The organism is Mesorhizobium sp. LSJC269B00, from assembly GCF_000502815.1.
In the GTDB taxonomy this organism is placed as follows: Bacteria; Pseudomonadota; Alphaproteobacteria; order Rhizobiales; family Rhizobiaceae; genus Mesorhizobium.
The window spans coordinates 559,960-577,917 of the sequence record NZ_AYVN01000001.1 but is presented as its reverse complement, the minus strand read 5'-3'; the positions used below and the strand labels follow the sequence as shown (position 1 = coordinate 577,917).

The 17,958-nt window shown below is 61.7% G+C and carries 17 protein-coding genes; 7 read left to right on the top strand and 10 right to left on the bottom strand.

Annotated features, from left to right (window positions below):
- The first annotated feature begins 29 nt into the window (after positions 1-29).
- Positions 30-578: a dihydrofolate reductase family protein gene (locus X771_RS162040; protein ID WP_023686491.1), complete on the top strand. Its 549-nt coding sequence runs from the start codon at positions 30-32 to the stop codon at positions 576-578.
- A 693-nt stretch (positions 579-1,271) separates the two neighbouring features.
- Entirely contained in the window at positions 1,272-1,706 is a 435-nt protein-coding gene (locus X771_RS162045) for a hypothetical protein (protein WP_023671095.1), read from the top strand.
- A gap of 408 nt (positions 1,707-2,114) precedes the next feature.
- Here X771_RS162045 and X771_RS162050 read toward each other — a convergent pair whose 3' ends face one another.
- The 7 genes from X771_RS162050 to X771_RS162080 all read right to left on the bottom strand — a co-directional run bounded on the left by X771_RS162050 (position 2,115) and on the right by X771_RS162080 (position 9,065).
- Positions 2,115-2,927: an SDR family oxidoreductase gene (locus tag X771_RS162050; RefSeq protein WP_023686488.1), complete on the bottom strand. Its 813-nt coding sequence runs from the start codon at positions 2,925-2,927 to the stop codon at positions 2,115-2,117.
- Positions 2,924-3,949, bottom strand: a complete 1,026-nt coding sequence (locus X771_RS162055; protein WP_023686487.1) for a TIM barrel protein — start codon at positions 3,947-3,949, stop codon at positions 2,924-2,926. The genes X771_RS162050 and X771_RS162055 overlap by 4 nt, the downstream gene beginning before the upstream one ends.
- Positions 3,946-4,713 carry an SDR family oxidoreductase gene (locus X771_RS162060; RefSeq protein WP_023686486.1) on the bottom strand — a complete coding sequence of 256 codons (768 nt, stop codon included), beginning with the start codon at positions 4,711-4,713 and terminating at the stop codon, positions 3,946-3,948. The genes X771_RS162055 and X771_RS162060 overlap by 4 nt, the downstream gene beginning before the upstream one ends.
- 39 nt (positions 4,714-4,752) lie before the next feature.
- Entirely contained in the window at positions 4,753-5,859 is a 1,107-nt protein-coding gene (ugpC, locus tag X771_RS162065; RefSeq protein ID WP_023686485.1) for a sn-glycerol-3-phosphate ABC transporter ATP-binding protein UgpC, read from the bottom strand.
- Positions 5,860-5,884: 25 nt separating this feature from the next.
- The gene (locus tag X771_RS162070) at positions 5,885-6,790 is read right to left on the bottom strand and encodes a carbohydrate ABC transporter permease (protein WP_023671100.1); all 906 of its coding nucleotides are present in this window, start codon (positions 6,788-6,790) and stop codon (positions 5,885-5,887) included.
- Positions 6,783-7,718: a sugar ABC transporter permease gene (locus tag X771_RS162075; protein WP_023671101.1), complete on the bottom strand. Its 936-nt coding sequence runs from the start codon at positions 7,716-7,718 to the stop codon at positions 6,783-6,785. The genes X771_RS162070 and X771_RS162075 overlap by 8 nt, the downstream gene beginning before the upstream one ends.
- 81 nt (positions 7,719-7,799) lie before the next feature.
- Positions 7,800-9,065 carry an ABC transporter substrate-binding protein gene (locus tag X771_RS162080; protein ID WP_023671102.1) on the bottom strand — a complete coding sequence of 422 codons (1,266 nt, stop codon included), beginning with the start codon at positions 9,063-9,065 and terminating at the stop codon, positions 7,800-7,802.
- Between the two features lie 211 nt (positions 9,066-9,276).
- Here X771_RS162080 and X771_RS162085 point away from each other — a divergent pair, with 211 nt between their 5' ends.
- Positions 9,277-10,416, top strand: a complete 1,140-nt coding sequence (locus X771_RS162085; RefSeq protein WP_198025805.1) for an ROK family transcriptional regulator — start codon at positions 9,277-9,279, stop codon at positions 10,414-10,416.
- Positions 10,417-10,445: 29 nt separating this feature from the next.
- Here the strand turns inward: X771_RS162085 and X771_RS162090 are convergent, their stop codons facing one another.
- Positions 10,446-11,486, bottom strand: coding sequence for an aminopeptidase (locus tag X771_RS162090; protein ID WP_033001303.1), 1,041 nt, complete (start codon positions 11,484-11,486; stop codon positions 10,446-10,448).
- A 239-nt stretch (positions 11,487-11,725) separates the two neighbouring features.
- Complete coding sequence (locus X771_RS162095; RefSeq protein ID WP_023686482.1) at positions 11,726-11,959, bottom strand: hypothetical protein; 234 nt, start codon at positions 11,957-11,959, stop codon at positions 11,726-11,728.
- Between the two features lie 185 nt (positions 11,960-12,144).
- Between X771_RS162095 and X771_RS162100 the strand changes: the two genes are divergently transcribed.
- Both X771_RS162100 and X771_RS1000000168665 read left to right on the top strand, forming a co-directional pair.
- Positions 12,145-14,145, top strand: a complete 2,001-nt coding sequence (locus X771_RS162100; protein ID WP_023686481.1) for an AI-2E family transporter — start codon at positions 12,145-12,147, stop codon at positions 14,143-14,145.
- A 129-nt stretch (positions 14,146-14,274) separates the two neighbouring features.
- Entirely contained in the window at positions 14,275-14,433 is a 159-nt protein-coding gene (locus X771_RS1000000168665; protein WP_023671107.1) for a hypothetical protein, read from the top strand.
- A gap of 435 nt (positions 14,434-14,868) precedes the next feature.
- Here the strand turns inward: X771_RS1000000168665 and X771_RS162105 are convergent, their stop codons facing one another.
- Positions 14,869-15,237, bottom strand: coding sequence for a response regulator (locus X771_RS162105; protein ID WP_023671108.1), 369 nt, complete (start codon positions 15,235-15,237; stop codon positions 14,869-14,871).
- A 128-nt stretch (positions 15,238-15,365) separates the two neighbouring features.
- On the opposite strand from X771_RS162105, the gene X771_RS162110 reads away from it, so the two are divergent.
- Together X771_RS162110 and X771_RS0133235 are read left to right on the top strand one after the other, a co-directional pair.
- On the top strand, positions 15,366-17,186 hold the full coding sequence (locus tag X771_RS162110; RefSeq protein ID WP_023686480.1) for a PAS domain S-box protein: 1,821 nt from the start codon (positions 15,366-15,368) through the stop codon (positions 17,184-17,186).
- Positions 17,187-17,378: 192 nt separating this feature from the next.
- Positions 17,379-17,672 (top strand): hypothetical protein, encoded by a 294-nt coding sequence (locus X771_RS0133235; protein ID WP_023704064.1) that lies wholly within the window; start codon positions 17,379-17,381, stop codon positions 17,670-17,672.
- Positions 17,673-17,958: the final 286 nt, after the last annotated feature.

Below are 17,958 nucleotides of genomic sequence, written 5' to 3'. Positions count from 1 at the left end.
CGTGAGCCGACTATGTGAAGGCGCTGCTTATGGCCAAACTTATCTTGGGAATGAACGTTTCCATCGATGGCTATGTCGATGACCTTGCCGGAAATCTGGTTATGGGCGCACCAAGCCAGAAGCACTTCGAGTACTGGATCGAGACGCTTCGCAACCATTCCGGCGCTGTGTATGGCCGCCGGATGTACGAGGTCATGCGCTATTGGGACGATGATCACGCGGAATGGGATGCTTCGCTTCGCCAGTTCGCGACACTCTGGCGCAAGCTGCCCAAATGGGTCGTTTCGCGCACACTTTCACGGGTCGGCCCGAACGCCACCCTCATCTCCGGCGATATTGAAACGCAGATTCGCGAGATCGCGGCCCGCACGGAGGGTATCCTGAGCGTTTCCGGTCCGGAACTGGCCGGTCTTATGACCGGGCTGGGCCTGATCGAGGAATATCACCTGCACGTGAGGCCGTTCGTGCTCGGCAAGGGCAAGCCTTTCTTCCACGAGGCAAGGCCTCCGCTGCAACTGGTGTCGAGCACATTGATCGATGACGATACGGTTCATATGATCTATGTGCCGCGAGGCTGAACGATAAGGCGCTTCAGCGCCAACATGCGAACCAACACGTACGTTCGCAGTGGGCCTGGTCCCGGCCTTCGCACCGAGGTCTCACATGTCAGCTTGCGTGCTAGGTACCCAAGCAGCAGAGGGTCTGCTGTCGGCCGAAAATCTGCCGGTCAGCAATGCGCCCCATGCCGGTCAAAGAGGCCTTGCCGCCGTTCCTCCATAAGCAGACATTGCAGACCTACAAGGACATCGCTTTTACGCCCGAAGCGCCGCTTCGGTTGGTCCTTCAGTGACCTGGCGGCCCAAGGGCGTCGTGCTCCACCGCCCGCCCTCGTCCGCAACTCACCGTTGCCAGCGGCTCTGCTCCTGGCCTTCCCCCGATGACCGAGCGGGTAGTGAAACATCATGGTCAAGCCTGAAAAGCAAGGTCCAACCTAACCGCCTTTCCAGGCCTGCGTCATCATCGTCCAGCAGTTCAGGATCCTGCGTGCGCCAGCCGGGTCCGCCGGGTCGGCCGGCCGCACAGTTTTTTTCATCCCGCTGGAACATTGGCGAAGGAATGCAGTTGGGGTCGCTGCAGATGCCGCCGCGTGGTGCCTGTGGGCGATTGGTGGCAACACCTGATCGGCCGCCGCTCCTTTACGAGGCGGCTTAGCGTGTGAGCCAATCCTGCAGCAAAGGCCTTGGGATTGGAACGACCAACAGGAGGCAGTCATGAAGCACCAGACACTCGATCAACTCCAGTCAGTCGCGGACATCAGTCCACTATCGCCGGCTCTGCTGGCTACAAGGACGCAACGGATAGAGCGGTGGGCGGAACTGCTCTATCGAAATCCGACGCGCTCCCTTGTGGCTCTCACCGGGACTGAGCATCTGCATCCCTCTGTCCGCGGAGAAGCGCGCGCGGTCGGATCGGCGATCAGTGTCGCCTTTGACGATCCACTGCTGCGTGCATCGGGCATGCAATCGGATACCTACGGGGAAGCCAGACGCTTCTTCGAACTCTCCGATTGGCAGTTGCATGAGATCGTCTGCAGTTGCCACACCGGCGCCACCATGCAGGCTGGCTGGGCCGCCGGGCGTGTCCGCAGGGTCCTCAATGGGAGCAAGATATTGGCTTGGCTGAGAAAAGGATTCATGCCGCACTGAGACACAGCGCTTGCGCCTGAAGAAGCATGCAGGCTCCAGCAGAGATTGCGTCGGCTCCGCGAAGGCATGGCTGACCTCAATGGAGTAGGGCGGCCGAGTTGCTTGCAACTTCAGAAATGACGTTCACCATTGCTTAGTGGACCTCGTCAGGGTGATCGGCAAGTTCGTGAATAGCGAGTACCAGCGCCAGTTTCGACCAACCGGTCGGCAGCGCCCTCGTGACCAAGCGGGGTTACTTTTCCTCGGTGCGTCACATGTGCGCTTCGTCAGCGGTATAGCCTGCCAATCCCTCCACAGCCGTTTTGACGCTGCGAAAAGCTCGAGGCGTGAGGGGGCAATTTGACCCAGGAATCCCGAAAACGGACCTTCAGCTTTCGGCCCCGAAATTGAAATTGGAGGCCCGCCCCATCACCCCGGAAAGATCGTAAACCCGCCATCGACGCGGAGCACCTGCCCATTGATAAACCGCGCCCGCGGGCCAGCCAGAAACGCCACCGCCTCGGCGATCTCTTCGGGCTCGGCATAGCGGTTCAGCGATTTCCTGCTCGAGTCCATGCGCTCGGGATCGACCACGCGGGTCGCCTGGAAGCGAGCCGTCTTCGTGGCGCCTGGGCTGACCGCATTGATGCGCACGCCGTCGTCGATCAGTTCCTTGGCGAGACAGCGCGTGTAATGCACGACCGCGGCCTTCAAGGTGGAGTAAACGACCTCGGGTGAGCAGCCGAGATGTGCCGCCGCGGAGGCGATGTTGATGACGGAGCCGCCGCCGCGCTGCTTCATCGGCGGCACGAAGGCCTGGCAGACCAGCATCGTGCCGATCAGATTGTTCTCGGTGAGCACGCGGATGTCGTCCAGTTCGATGTCGAGGGCGTTGTTCGGGTTCGGCTTGCCGCCCTTGGCGCCGATGTCGCCGCCAGCGCAATTGACCAGCACATGGACGTCGCCGAGATCGGCCTCGATCCTGCGCTTCATCTCGGCCACCGCCTTCTGGTCGCCAATGTTGCCGGTCACCGACGTGACCTTCGTCCCATGCCGCTTCAGGCGCTCGACCACTTCGCTCAGATTGGCGAACTCGCCATATTTGGCCGGCGCTTCCTCGTCCATGTCGTGGATCGCGACATTGGCGCCGAGTTCGGCCAGGCGCTCGGCCATCACGCGGCCGAGGCCTCGGCCGGAGCCGGTTACGAAGGCGGTCAATCCATCGAGTTCACGTGCCGTCATCGGATTTTCTCCATCAAACCAAATTTGCGCATGTTGGCGGCGCTGCGCCGGATCATGTCGAGCTCATAGGAAACCAGTGAGACGTCGTCCTCGCGCTCCCAAGGCGTGCGGTAGTCGGCATCGTCGGGCAGCCGGTTGCGCTGCGCGGCCGCCAGACAGGCGGCAAATTCGCGCGCCGTCTTCGCGGGGTAGCCGCGCCACCAGTCGTCGCTGAGATAGCGGACATGCCGCGCCTCCAATGCGCCCGGTTCGAGAACGGCGGTCATGCGATCGTGGTGTTGGCCAAGAATGGCGAACAGCTCGGCAAACGGCACCGCACCGTCGCCGATGGCGCAGCGGATCAGCCGGTAACCTTCGGTCGTGAACTGCACGCGATAATCCTTGAGGTGGACATGGCGGACATAGGGGGCGATCACCTTCGTAAAATCGAGCGGCGCTTCGCCGACCGGGAACGTGTTGCCGGTGTCGAAGGTGACGCCCACACTGTCACCACCTAGCGCGCAGAATTCGACGAGTTCCCGGCTGGTGAAGTCCTGGTGGTTTTCGATCGCAAGGACATACCCTTCGGCATTCGCGCGGGGACCCCATTCCACCAATCGCTCTCGAATGATGCCGACGTACTCGCTCCATTTTTCGCCGGCGGCGTTGCGGTCGCCGCAGAGAATGGGCGTCAGCGCCGTGCGGATGATTTTGGCCTTGAGCAGGCGCGCGGCCCGAAAGGCATCGTCGAGCGGTTCGCCCACCAGCAGGCCGCCGCTGACGACCGGCGCGATGCGAAGGCCGGCGAGCCGTTCGCGCAGCGCGATCACCGCGTCGTCGGAAAGCTCGGTCAGCCATGGCACCCAGATCTCCAGCACGCGCGCGCCGAGTTCGGTCGCGAGCGCGATGAAACCTTCGAGCCCCGCAGGTCTAGGATTGGCGCGTGGCGTGCCGCGGCCCTGGAGGCCGAGATGATAGGTCAGGCCGTAGGGGTTCAGGCCGACCTCGAGCATGAAGCGATCCTTTGAGTCAGGTGTGGTCATCGCAGGCCGGCATCCACGGTGATCGACTGCTTGGTGATCATGCGGCTGTCGTCGGCGGCGAGGAACAGCACCGTGCGCGCGATCTCCTCGCCGAGCAGAACCTTGCGGATCACCTGGCGCTGCACGACCTGGTCGACCGAACCTTGGGTCTTGTACCAAAGCTCCCGCTGCCGGTCGGTGATGACGGCGCCCGGCTCGATGGCGTTGACGCGGATGTTGTCGGGGCCAAACGCCCGCGCCAGCGCGAAGGTCAGCCCGACCACCGCAGCCTTGGCCGCCGCATAGGGCGCCATCTCTGACGCGCCGAAACGCCAGGCGATCGAGGAAAAATTGACGATCGAACCAAAGCCCACTTCCTTCATGTGCGGATGCACGGCCTGAGCGGCAAAGAAGTGGTGCCTGAGGTTCACATCCTGGGCGTGGTCCCAATATTCCTGCGTCACGTCGGCGACGGAGAGGCGATTGTCATCGGCGGCGTTGTTGACCAGCACCGCGACAGGCCCTAGGCGGTCGCGCACCGTGCCGATCGCGGCCTGCAGGGCAGGGATATCGGTCACGTCGCAGCGCAGGAACAGGGGCGGATGCGCTGCCGTGGCGGAGAGGTCGCGGGCAAGCTGCTCGCCGGCCTCCTGCTGCAGATCAAGAAACGCCACTCGTGCGCCATTGGCGGCGAAGGCGCGGACCGTGTCGGCGCCGATGCCCGACGCACCGCCGGTGATCAGCACGACACGCTCGGACAGGCTCGGATAGGTGGCGAAGGACAAGGCGGAACTCTTTTCAGATCAAGCTTCGGTCAGATCGGGTCAGATCAGGCGTTGGGTCGTCGGGTCGAACAGGCACGCACGCGCCATGTCGATGCCGAGCGTCACCGTCTCACCCATAAGCGGCGTGCCGTCGGGGTCGAAACGACCGGTGATCTCCTTGCCGCCCAGGCGCAGGACGGCCATGGTCTCCGCGCCTGTCGGCTCGACCAACTCGACCACGGCATCGATCTGCGCGATGCCCGGCTTGCGGCGCGCAAGATCGGGATCGAAGCGGTAGATGTGCTCGGGACGGATGCCGAGCACGAGCTGTCGCGGCGTGTCGGATGGGAGCGCCTGGACGATCGGCAGGCTGGCCGTCTTGCCGTCGGCGGTCTGCAGGACAACAGTGCGGCGACCGCCTTCCTGGCTCAGTTCGGCGGCCAAAAAATTCATCGCCGGCGACCCCATGAAGCCGGCGACGAACATGTTGGCCGGACGGTTGTAGATCGTGGCGGGATCGTCGAATTGCTGGACCTCGCCCTGATGCATCACGGCGATGCGCGACGCCAGCGTCATCGCCTCGACCTGGTCGTGGGTGACGTAGACGGTGGTCTTGCCGACGCGGTGATGCAGCTTCTTGATTTCGGTGCGCATGTCGACGCGCAGCTTGGCATCGAGATTGGAGAGCGGCTCGTCGAACAGGAACAGTTTGGGATCGCGCACCAGCGCCCGGCCCATGGCGACGCGCTGGCGCTGGCCGCCCGAGAGCTGTCCGGGCTTGCGTCCAAGCAGCGGTTCGATCTGAAGGAAAGCGGCAACCCGCTTGACGGCCTCGTCCTGCTGCGGCTTCGGGACGCGGCGGCTTTCCATGCCGAAGGTGATGTTCTCGCGCACCGTCATCGTCGGGTAAAGCGCATAGGACTGGAACACCATGGCGATGTCGCGGTCCTTCGGCGCCACCGAATTGACCAGCCGCCCGTCGATGCGGATCTCGCCGGAGGTAACGGATTCGAGCCCGGCGATCATCGCCAGCAGAGTGGACTTGCCGCAGCCGGACGGTCCGACCAGCGCGATGAACTCGCCGTTCCGCGCTTCGAGATCGATGCCCTTCAGCACCTCGACCGCGCCGAAGTTCTTGCGCAGCGATCGGATGATCAATGTCGACATGCAATGCCCTTCACTTGATGGCGCCTCATTTGATGGCGCCTTGCGTCAGGCCGCGCACAAAATACTTGCCGCCGAAGAGATAGATCAGCAGCGGCGGCAGCGCGCCGATCAGCACGGCGGCGCTCATGACATCGTAGGCGCGCACATTGGTGCCGCTTGCCGTCAGCGCGACGAGCGCTGCCGTGATCGGCTGTTGCTGCCCGGAGGTGAAGACTACGCCGAACAGATATTCGTTCCAGATGCCGGTGAACTGCCAGATCACCGTGACGATCAGGATCGGTGAGGAGAGAGGCAGAATGATCTTGCGGAAGATGCGCCAGAAGCCGGCGCCGTCGATGCGCGCCGCCTTGATCAGGTCGTCGGGGATGCTGACGTAGTAGTTGCGACAGAACAAAGTGGTGAACGAAATGCCCTGGATGACGTGGATGAGGACGAGCCCGTAGACCGAATTGCTGAGGCCGAGATTGCCGAGGATGAACGCCCACGGCATCAACGAAATCTGGCCCGGAATGAAGACGCCGAGCAGCATGCAGGTGAACAAAGCTTCCGAACCTCTGAAGCGCCATTTCGACAGGATGTAACCGTTCATCGCGCCGACCGCCGTCGAGATGATCGTGGCCGGGATCGTCATCTTCAGGGAGTTGTAGAAGTTGCGCTGCATGCCCTCGCAGGTGCCGCCGATGCAATAGGTGCTCCAGGCCTGGCCCCAGGCATCGAGGCGGAAGCTGCGCGGCAGCGAGATCAACCCGTTGCGCGCGATCTCCTGCTGGTCGCGGAATGAATTCAGCACCACCACCAGCAACGGGACCAGGTAGATCGCCGCGAAGACGACCAGCAGCCCATAGATGGCGAAGCGGGTGAGAAAATGCCGGCGCGACGCGACTGCGGCAGCGCGACGGTCGAGCGACTGGTCCAGGGAGACGTCAGCCATGGCCGGCTTCCTTGCGCCGGCGCCAGACCACCCAGAATGAATAGGGCACCAGCACCACGGCAACAGCGGCAAGCATCATGATGGCGGCGGCCGCACCTTCGCCGATCTGGCCGCGTTGGAACATCAGGTCATAGACGTAGATGGCGGGGAAGGTGGTCGAGATCCCCGGGCCGCCTTTGGTCAGGGCCGCCACGAGGTCGAAGGTCTTGATGGCGAACTGGATCTGGATGACGGCGACCGCCAGGAAGATCGGCGCAATGGTTGGCAGAAGCACCTTGCGATAGATGCGGAACGTCGATGCGCCGTCGATCTGCGCGGCCTTGACGAGGTCCTGATCCACCGAGCGCAGGCCGGCCAGGAACAGCGCCATGGCAAAGCCCGAGGCCTGCCAGACACCGGTGATGATCACCGCGTAGATCGCATAGTGCCGGTCGCTGGCGAGTGCGAAACTGAAGCTCGCCCAGCCGAAACCGCGCACCATGGCCTGGATGCCGTCGGTCGGATTGTAGAGCCAGCTCCAGACCGTGCCGGTGACGATGAAGGAGACGGCCAGCGGATAGAGGAAGATCGTGCGCCAGGCCGCTTCGCCGCGCACGCGCTGGTCGATCAGGATCGCCAGCAGCAGTCCCACCGCCATCGAGCCGACGATGTAGAAAGCGCTGAAGAAAAACAGGTTGTTGTAGGCGATGTTCCAGCGCCGGTTCGCCCACAGCGACGCGTAGTTCTCGAGGCCGACGAAGCCGTAGGTCGGCAGCAGCGAGGAGTTGGACAGCGAGATATAGAGCGTCCAGCCGGTGAACACGAAGACGTAGACGAAGCTCGCCACGAGAGAGGGGCCGAGCACCAGCAAGGGCATCGCGGAGCCCAGCCGCTCGCGCCAGGGGCGGGCGGGCGTCGGGACCGACAGGATCAGGTCGTGATTTGACATTCAGAGCACGGAAATTGGCAGAGCACGGGACTGAAAGGGAGGACGGCCGGGCGGATAGGCATCGCGCCCGGCCATTCCCGTCTATTTCTGTGCTTCCGCCGCGTCGGCCATCGCATTGGCGCCATCCTCGGGCGACATGTCCGGCGTCGCCACGAACTCGGTAATGGAGTCCATGATCGCGCCGCGCATCTTCTGCGGGATGGTCATGTTGTGCGCCATCGAGCGGACCAGCGTGCCGTCCTTGATCGAAGCCTGCAGATCCTTCTGCGAGAGCTGCTGGCACGGATTGAAGCCCTTCGACAGATCGATATCCAGGCGTGCGGGGATCGAGCCCTTGGCCTGGTTGAAGACCGTCTGGAAGTCGGGCGACAGGATCAGGCTGGCCAGCATCTTCTGGCCGTCGATGTAATCCTGGTCCTTCTGCTTGAAGAACACGACCGAGTCCGAGTTGAGGATGAAGCCGGGCTTGCCCCAATCGGTCGGCGCCTGGGCGCAGACATAGTCGGTGCCTTCCTTGAAGCCGGCGGCGGTCAAAAGGCCGATCGTCCAGTCGCCCATGATGTGGAACGCCGCGTCGCCCTTGCCGACCAGCGCCGACATCGAATCCCAGTCGCGGCCGACCATGCCCGGATCCATGTACTTGCTCGTCATCAGGCGCATCTGCGTGAAGGCCTTGACCATTCCCGGGCTGCGCATGGACTCGACATCGCCTTCGACAAAGGCCTTGCGGTAGAGATCGATGTCCTGGCCGTAGAGCACGACCTCGAACACCGTCGAATCCGTCCAGTCGGCGGTCGAATGCGAGATGCAGATCTTGCCTGTGGCGATGATCTTGTCGCAAGAGGCGTTGAATTCGGCCCAGGTCTTCGGCATTTCCGCCACGCCGGCGGCCTGCATGACCTTGGGCGAGGCCCACAGCCAGTTGATGCGGTGAATGTTCATGGGCGCGGCGACCCATTTGCCGGTCGGCTTCATCACCGGAAGCAATTCCGGCGCCACCACTTTCTCCCACCCTTCCGAGGCCGCCAACTCGTCGAGATCGGCGGTCATGCCGGTCTCGTTCCATTCGGCGATCTCAGGGCCCTTGAGCTGCACGGCAGGCGGGGCATTGCCGGCGATCACGTCGGCGCGCAGCTTGGCCAGCGTATTGGCGGTGTGGCCGGCGATCGAGGTCTGTTCCCATTTGCCGCCCTTGGCAGTGAACATCTCGCCGAGCTTGGCGATCGCCTGGGCGTCCGATCCGGTCGCCCACTGGTGCAAAAGGTTCGTCTTGGGTTCGGCGAAGGCTGCCCCGGCGAAAAATGTGCACGCAGCAGCGGCCGCAAGCGCGGTCATGACGGACTTCATCGTTTCACTCCCATATCGTGTTGCACGGTTCGTCTCGACCGCTTATGGCCGCGGTTTGAAGCCGCCGCCGGCGAGATGCGTCAATCTCGAGTTCTTTCCAAGATGACATATTGGAGCTATCAGTCAACGATGTTTATGTTGAGCCATGACAAAACCTTCGCTTAGAACCTGGCTGATCGACAGACCCTCCGCGTCGCCGGAGAGCATGATCGTGCGCTGCCTGAGTGAGCGCGGTGCGCTCTCAGCCTTGCAGATCGCACGCGCCACCGGTCTGGCGCGCTCGACGGTGTCAACCGCGCTTAACGGCTTGAAAAAGTCTGGAATGGTGATCGAAGCCCCGACCAGCCGCGACGGCATCAGAGGCATCGGCAGGCCAGCCGCGGCGGTGACGCTCAATCCGACAGCGGGCACCTGCGTCGGCATTCACCTGGCTCTTCAGCAGATACGGCTCATCGTCGCCGATGTCTCGCATTCCGTCATTGCCGAACAAAATATTCCAATGGGGCTGGACTACCAGCCGCAACAGGCGGCCCAGGCGGTCAAATCGGCGATTGCCCAATCCTACAGGGAAAATGGTCTGCCGATGGCGGGGCTCCTGGGGGTTGGTGTCTCCGTCTCCGGCCCTGTCAGCCGCGATGGAGTGGTGCTGCGCGCAAGCATGGTTCCAACATGGGCCGGCGTCAACATACGAGATGTGTTCGGACCCGTCCTGGAACAGCCGATCTTCGCCGACAACGAGAGCAACTGCGCGGCCATTGCCGAGCTGATGTGGGGTGCGGCCGTCGGCCAGGACAATTTCGTGCTGTTCAAGATCGATCTGGGTGTCGGCGGCGCCATTGTCCAGCATGGCCGGCTGGTGACGGGCGTCGCCGGCGGCGCCGGCGAATTCGGGCACATCAGCATCGATCCCGGCGGCGACCTTTGCCGCTGCGGCAATCGCGGATGCCTGGAGCTCTACGCGAGTTTTGCCCGGCCGCTGGAACAGATTTCGCGTGTCGTTGGGCGGCAAGTCACCATGGACGATGTCATCGCCATGGCCGAGCAGGGCGACGTCAGGGCGTTGCGGATGATCGAGGATACCGCCGAGATCGCCGGCCGGGGGCTCGGCCTGATCGGCTCGGTGCTCAATCCGCCGCTTATCATCATCGGCGGCCACATGGCTTTGGCAGGGGACATTCTGTTGACGCCGCTGATCGCGTCCTATGAACGCCACACGCTGATCAAGTCCCGGGATGTCGCTCCCGCGCTGCGCACGCGCATCATCGTTGGCAGGCACACCGAGAACGATGCCTTGCTGGGCGCGGTCGGCCTCGTTTTGAGACACCAGACGAAGGAACTGTCGCTGGGGTGATCGTCAGGACCTGCCTGTGCTTGTTCAAGTCAATTGCACGTGTCAGCAGCCTTGAGCGCTTCGGCGCGGGACGATTTGGGCAAATCCGCGATCCGCCGGACAGAAGCGTAAAACCTTGGATAGTCGCCCGAACACAGGTCGAACAAGCGAAGAAAGGCCGGAACCTGTTCACCGTAGACAGAAGTTGCGGCGAGCTTGGCGTTGTTGATCGGGGCAGCGAACCAGGCGTCGTATCCCCGGTATCCCGCCCAGTGCCTGTCGCGCATCCGCCGATAGCGCGCCCGCATCCTCTCGATCGCGGCTGCCTTGGCAGTCGCCATCTGCTCCGGGGTACGGGGACTACCATAGACCTGCCTTAACTCGTCGCGCGTCCTCGCCACCAGTCCGAGAAAATCGGCGCTGCGTTTGCGGTCGGCTTCGTATCGGCGCAATCCGGCCCAGTCGCCGGCGGCGCGCAGCCATTTCCTGACGCCGCTGGTTTCGACGGCAACGGCGAATGCCTCGTTGAATGCGGAATCGCCATCCACATAAAGCCGCTGATGCGCCAGTTCATGAAAAACAAGGCTTGCGAGATAGGTGTCGTCCTGACGCAGCATGGTGCTCAGCAGCGGGTCACTCGACCAGCCAAGCGTGGAATAGGCGGTGACGCCCGAGACATAGACGTCGAGGCCTTGTCTTTGAAGCTCGACAGCGCTTTCAGCCGCGGATTTCCGGGAGAAATAACCCCGGTATGGAACGCAGCCGAAAACCGGAAAGCACCATGTTCGTGGCGCCAGCGAGAATTGCGGCGCGGCAAAAACGGCCCAGGTCACGGCGTCGCGATGGATGTCGACATAGCTGCGGTAGCTGCTGTTCTCGGGCAATGCCAGTTCATCCGTCGCAAACCGTCTTATCGCGCTGGCCGACGCCAATTTCGCGCGCAATGCCTCAGGCGTCGAAGGATCACGGATGAGTTTTCCAATATTTTTGCGGGCGGCCATGATCTGCGCGTGACCCTGCAACGACTGTGCGTAGTAGGAAATGCTCGTGCAGCCGGTCGCCCCGGACGCGATGATCGCCGCGGCAAGCATCCGAAGAACGCGCTTCACTGTTTGCCCACCCTTGCCCATCTCCCTATACAGCAAACGTCCTGGTCACCCTCAAACAGGAGGCACCGGTTTCCGTCAAGAGCTGCAGGGGCAGGGGGTGACACCGACCTGGGCAGGGCAAGGCGGCCATTCGCCTAGGATTGACGAAAGCCCACCGCAGGGCGGAGCGGGCGAGATACGGACCGTCCGTCGAGACGCGGTTTCTCCGAAGCTGCCGCGCGCTACTGGTCCGAAAACTTCACGCTCACGCCGCGCTGGCGAAAATAAGCCTGCATCAACTTACGGCCCGAGCGGTTGTTCTGGGCCAATTTGGCCGGATCGAACACCGCCTGTTTTGCGCCCTCTCGTGTCAGCGCAGCCTTGAGCGTCGCGATATGGGCGTCGATGTCGGCATTGTCCGCCCGCAGCGAGGCATAGATACTTTCGGTCGCTTCGGCCACAGTCGGTTCGCTCACAGATGTCGTCCTTTGGTTGGTTGGGCGGCGGCTTTACCACAGATTTGCGGCTCCGACGATATCGACTGAACCGTCGGAGCACAGCGCCCAGGGCGCAAAACCGCAAAACGTATGTATTCGGCCCTGCTAAACATTGCCCGGCAGGCGAATGGGTCTAACTATCGCTAGGAAACGGGGGGAATCACGTGGCTGCCAATCGTCGAAACGACATCTCATCGTCCGAGCGGGGGCTAGGACGGATTCTTGCGGCAGGCAATGCCCATCCGCGCACAGCTCTGCCTACCGTGGCAACCATCGTCACGACAGTAGCTGCGCTGTATTTCGGTCGTGAGGTGTTCCTTCCCATTGCCATCGCGCTGCTTTTGACCTTTGCGCTGGTGCCGATGGTCTCCGCACTGAAGCGTGTCGGCTTGCCTCGGCTGCCTGCAGTGCTTCTGAGCGTGATTGGCGCATTCGCGGCCCTGGGCCTGTTCAGCTTCATTGTTGCGACCCAGGTAAGCGAGCTTGCTCAGAACATTTCCGTCTACCAGACAAACATTCTGACCAAGGTACGTTCCCTCAAGGAGACGGGCGTTGGTGGCGGCATAATTGCCAGGCTGAGCGGGGTGATCGAGCGTGTCGGTCAGGAGATCGACAAGCAGGATGTGGCGCCGCCTGCGGCCGACAAGCCCCGGCGCGAGCCTGTTCCCGTCGAGATCGTCGCCCGCGAGAGACCTCTGGAGGTATTGCAGAACATCATCGGACCGTTGATCAGCCCGCTGGCATCAGCTGGCCTGATCATCATCGTCGTCATCTTCATGTTGCTTGAGCGCGAGGATCTGCGCGACCGGTTTATCCGCCTCGTCGGCTATGGCGACCTCCATCGCACAACGCAGGCATTGCAGGATGCCGGCAAACGGGTTGGCCGCTATCTGATCATGCAATTGGTGGTCAATATCGTCTACGCGATACCAATCGCAATTGGCCTTTGGGTGCTCGGCATTCCCAACGCGCTGCTGTGGGGGTTGCTGGCACTGGCGCTGCGCTTCGTTCCCTATATCGGCCCTGTTATCGGCATGCTGCTGCCCTTGTTTCTGGCCTTGGCGGTTGCGCCCGGCTGGTCGCTGGTGCTGTGGACCGCCGCACTGTTTGTCGTCATGGAATTGGTAACCGGCAACGTCATCGAACCGTGGCTCTATGGCTCGCGCACGGGACTTTCTCCTTTGGCAATCATCGTTGCGGCAATTTTCTGGACATGGTTGTGGGGGCCGCTCGGCCTGGTCCTTTCGACGCCGCTGACAGTTTGCCTCGTCGTCCTCGGGCGACATGTTCCGCAGTTCGAATTTCTCGACGTCCTGTTTGGCAACGAGCCCGTCCTTGAATCTCACGCCCGGCTCTATCAACGGCTCCTGGCCGGCGATCCCGACGAGGCCACTGACCATGCCGAGGAGATCCTCGAGGAGAAGTACCTGATCGATTTCTACGACACTGTCGCCATTCCTGCTCTCCTGTTGGGCGAGCAGGACCGCATGCGTGGCGTGATGGGCGATCAACAGCGAAGGCAGGTGGCGGCGAGCGCCCAAATTCTTGTGGCAAATCTTGCCGACGATGCACAGGAAGAGGCAAGCGAGGAAGATGCGCCGGCAACCACCGCGGAAGGGAGCGCGAGCAGGGAAACAGATGGCGTCGAAGAGGAAGAGATCGAGCTGCCCGACGGCAAGGACATGTCGGTGCTTTGTGCCGGCGGTCGCGGCGAACTCGACGATGCCGCTGCCGCCATGCTCGCTCAGGTGCTGGAGGTGCAAGGTGCTACGGTGGCGAAGGCCAGTTTTGTCGATATGGAGCCGGCAGGTATTCGTCGTCTCGAACTAGAGGCGATCGACACCGTCGTGGTCGGTTTCCTGAACCGGGATTCGCTCAAGCATGCCCGCTTTCTGGTCCGGAGACTGAAGCGCGCCAAGGCAGGTTTGAGAATTGGGATTGTGTTCTGGTCAGACGCGGAGCAGGGCGATGTCGGGCAAGAAAGGCAAGCTTTGGCCGCCGACATCAGCGCCGATTTCGTAGCGCACGGCATGGTCAACGCTGTGCTTGGCGCACTTTCTCCAGCGCCGGCCGTTCCCCTCAAAGTCGTTTCGAAACGCCGCGATCGACGCCGTCCGGCCCCTCGAAAACGGATCCCGGCCCAGGCAACGGCCGCAACAGCCTAGCCGCACCGCCATGTCTCAGATTGCCGCGCCGGCGCTGGAATGCCTGGTGCGACGGCAAGATCGTCCCCACTCGCAAACCATGGAACAATCTCGCGGCCTTGCGGTTCCTAACATCGAAGGAGAACCCCCATGCTTAGATTCCTTATCCGCCTCGGCGCGATCTACGCGGCGTTCCAGATCGGCCGAGAGTTCGGCCGCAAGGAGACCGAAATCATGCTCCTGCCGCCGCCCGTTGACTACGAGCGGCAACCGACGTCAAGAAACGAAACCGATTTCGGAGAGGCATAGGACCGGTCAATCTGTCTGGTCGATCTGGCCCATGCTGGCGCCGTCCCTGCGCGGGGCGCTTTATCGTACGAACGGACCCGGCCAATTGGCTGTTGCCAGGATCGTTTCTGGCAACGCAATAATTGAGCCGCTATCTCTGTCGCTCAAACGCGGCACAGCGAGGTTGACCGTGCGTCGAAGAATGAGTCTCAGATCCTGGCGTTGAGCCGATGGAGAAGGCATGATCAGCACGGGCAAGGACGAGCACAACCCTAAGAAAGTGGAAGGGAATGAAGCACTGGTGCTGTCAACTGCCAAAGAGACCGGCATCACCGAGGATCAAGCGCGCGACCTTGTTCGCCTGATCGGCACCGGCCGCAATTCGCTGCTCCGTGAGGCACGGCAGCTGCTCCGGCAGCGCCTGGCTAGTTTAGACCGAAGGTGCTCAGAGCACGGCTATCCCGTCGCCTTCTGCTGCCCGGCGGTCATCGCTTTGAGAGCCCGGACCACCTCTGCAGGTCCGGCGGGTTTCATCACTCTTACGCCGGACGAGAACGCTTCGGGGGTTTCCTCGAGCCCCAGGCCGGAATAGACGATGAAAGGAACCGCCCGCCCTGCCAAGGTTTTTGCCGCGTCAACAGCCTCGCCGTCCGACAGCCTTACGTCCAGGATCGCTGCGGCGGGGGTATGGTCCGCAAGAAAACGTTTCGCCTGGGAACATGTCGCCGCCAATGCCACGGCAAAGCCCGCCTCCGAAAGAGTGGACTCCATATCCAGTGCTATCAAGGCTTCGTCGTCGACGACAAGGACCAAGGGTTTGCCCATGCGCGGATGATCGCACGTTTGTAGATGGAAGACGAGTCGAGGCTACGACCCTTTTAGGGTCCGGTTCCCGTACGCAGCGGGTCGAGACCGCGAGCAATGGGAACCAACTGATCCAAGCCGCATTATATTTGGTTGGACTGGACAAGGTGTTTGGGATGCATGAAGCAACACAGGCGAATGTTGTCGCCTTCGAAAACCCGGGGGTGTCCAGCAATGACGGTCTGGATTTCGATTACAAGGATTTCTTCGAAAACGGCGCCGTTGCCCTCCATCTGGTGAACGCAGACGGCGTAATCGTGCATGCCAACCAGGCTGAGCTCGACCTTCTCGGCTATCCCGCAGAGGACTACCTCGGTTGCCACATCGCCGAGTTCTATCCCGACCGGGACGTCATAGAGGACATTTTGGGTCGCCTTGCCAATGGCGAGAAGATCGTAAGATATCCGGCGCGATTGAGGGCCAGCGATGGATCGATCAAGCACGTCGAAGTCACCTCAAGCGGACATTTCCGGGACGGCAAGCTGATCAACACCCGGTGCTTCACGGTCGATGTAACCGACTTGGTGCACACCCGCTCGGAGCTCAGGCAGCATGACAGTACCTATCACCAGATACTCGACGGCCTACCCGTCGCCATCTACACGACCGATCAGGATGGGACGATCACCTACTACAACCGCGCCGCGGCCGATCTGGCAGGCAGGGAGCCTGAGGTCGGCAAGGATAAATGGTGTGTGACGTTCAAGCTGTTCAGTGCCGACGGCAAGGAATTGCCGCACGATGAATGCCCGATGGCCATCGCGCTCAAGGAGAACAGGCCGGTCCGCAATCAGCAAGCTGTTGCGCAGCGTCCCGATGGATCGTTTTTTCCGTTCCTGCCCTACCCGACACCGCTGCGGGACGAGCACGGCGCTCTGATTGGCGCCGTCAACATGCTGCTGGACCTGACGGACCGCCAGCGTGCCGAAGAAACCAGGCAGCACCTGTCAGCGATCGTGGAATCCTCATTTGACGCTATCGTCAGCAAGGATCTCAACACCATCATAAAAAGCTGGAACCACGGCGCCGAACGGCTTTTCGGCTATACCGCCGACGAAGCGATTGGCCGGTCGGTGACCATGCTGATCCCCGAAGACCATCAGGACGAGGAACCCCGCATCCTCCAACGCATTCGCCGCGGCGAGCGCGTCGAACCATTCGAAACGACCCGCCTGCGCAAGGATGGCAGCCTGGTTCCGGTTTCGCTGACGATATCGCCCGTGCGTAACGCAACCGGGCAGATCACCGGCGCATCGAAGATAGCGCGAGACATCACGTCGGCGAAGGAGAATGAATACCGCATCCGCATGCTGATGCGCGAGGTCAACCACCGGGTGAAAAACCAGTATTCGGTCATCCTGTCGATGATCCGGGAGACCAACAAGCGATCGGAGACGCCAAAACACTTTGAAACCCAGGTGCGCGAGCGCATCATGGCGTTGTCGCGATCTCACGACCTGCTTGTTTCGGCGGATTGGAAGGGTGCCACGATCAGCGACCTCTTGGCGGCCCAGGTCGAGCCTTTCCCGCGGGGGGATGTGATCGAAATGTCGGGCCCATCATTGGTGCTCAGTCCCAACGCAGTTCAGTATCTCGGGATTGCCTTCCACGAACTGGCGACCAACTCGGCCAAATACGGCGTGCTCTCAGGGGACAAGGGCCGGATTTCGGTCACATGGGGCATCACCGGTTCCGGTGCTTCGAGGCTCTTTCACCTCACCTGGGCCGAATCCGATGGTCCGCAGGTCCAGACTGTCGGACAAGGTGGCTTTGGAACCGTTGTGCTGAAGCGGGTTGCGCCCGCAGCGGTCAGTGGGCAGGGAATTCTCGAACACGGTCCGCATGGCATAACATGGAGCCTGGAAGCGCCTTTGGTTTCCGTGGCAGCTTCTGCCGACCATGAAGCTTAGAAGCAGGAAGCAGCCCTGCAACGAGCATTCGTCAATTGGAAGCCCTTGATGCGGCCTTTGCCGAGCGAAAACCCCGTTTCCGCTAAAGATCGCCAGAGCCATTGCTAAAGTCGGCAGAGCAAATCACCGGCAGAGGGCGCATTTCGTTGCACGGAACGGGACAGGACCGGCGTAGCCAGAGGCGAGGTAACTATGGACATCGACGAGTTCCGTGCGACCCTTCAGGGTGTAGAGCCCCCGGCGAATCTTGGGATGGCGCTCCACGCTCTATGGTGGGATAGACAGGGCGATTGGGAGCGGGCGCATGAGTGTGTGCAGGCCAACGAATCTGATCCGGCCTCTGTATGGGTTCATGCCTATCTGCACCGCAAAGAAGGCGACCTTTCTAATGCAGCCTACTGGTACCGCCGCGCCGGGCAGCCTGTGGCAACTGGCAAGCTAGACGCAGAGTGGGAGTCGATTACAGAATCACTTCTTGCAGGATAGTGAGGGTCGCCCAAGGGGCAGCCTAGCGCCTCATCGCCCCGTAGAGGCGAAACTCACCTCCGCCCGATGGGATCGGCTGGGCCCAGGAGGTCCGAACGTTTCCGCATAAATTCATGCAGCGAGATTGTTCTCGCGATTCCGTAAGGTCTCTGTTTAATAAGCTATATCTAATATTGACTATTTTCTGTCGCTCAAAAGTCGCAGACTTCATTTTACTGATCACCGTTAGCTTCTTGGTAGCTCTCACGACTATAAACTTCTTGCGGGCGAATAGCTTTCATGCTGC

Excerpts from the sequence above, each read along its gene's own strand:
- X771_RS162040 (WP_023686491.1), top strand. The coding sequence starts at position 30 with ATGGCCAAACTTATCTTGGGAATGAACGTTTCCATCGATGGCTATGTC.
- X771_RS162045 (WP_023671095.1), top strand. The coding sequence starts at position 1,272 with ATGAAGCACCAGACACTCGATCAACTCCAGTCAGTCGCGGACATCAGT.
- X771_RS162050 (WP_023686488.1), bottom strand. The coding sequence starts at position 2,927 with ATGACGGCACGTGAACTCGATGGATTGACCGCCTTCGTAACCGGCTCC.
- X771_RS162055 (WP_023686487.1), bottom strand. The coding sequence starts at position 3,949 with ATGACCACACCTGACTCAAAGGATCGCTTCATGCTCGAGGTCGGCCTG.
- ugpC (WP_023686485.1), bottom strand. The coding sequence starts at position 5,859 with ATGTCGACATTGATCATCCGATCGCTGCGCAAGAACTTCGGCGCGGTC.
- X771_RS162070 (WP_023671100.1), bottom strand. The coding sequence starts at position 6,790 with ATGGCTGACGTCTCCCTGGACCAGTCGCTCGACCGTCGCGCTGCCGCA.
- X771_RS162075 (WP_023671101.1), bottom strand. The coding sequence starts at position 7,718 with ATGTCAAATCACGACCTGATCCTGTCGGTCCCGACGCCCGCCCGCCCC.
- X771_RS162080 (WP_023671102.1), bottom strand. The coding sequence starts at position 9,065 with ATGAAGTCCGTCATGACCGCGCTTGCGGCCGCTGCTGCGTGCACATTT.
- X771_RS162090 (WP_033001303.1), bottom strand. The coding sequence starts at position 11,486 with ATGCTTGCCGCGGCGATCATCGCGTCCGGGGCGACCGGCTGCACGAGC.
- X771_RS1000000168665 (WP_023671107.1), top strand. The coding sequence starts at position 14,275 with ATGCTTAGATTCCTTATCCGCCTCGGCGCGATCTACGCGGCGTTCCAG.
- X771_RS162105 (WP_023671108.1), bottom strand. The coding sequence starts at position 15,237 with ATGGGCAAACCCTTGGTCCTTGTCGTCGACGACGAAGCCTTGATAGCA.
- X771_RS0133235 (WP_023704064.1), top strand. The coding sequence starts at position 17,379 with ATGGACATCGACGAGTTCCGTGCGACCCTTCAGGGTGTAGAGCCCCCG.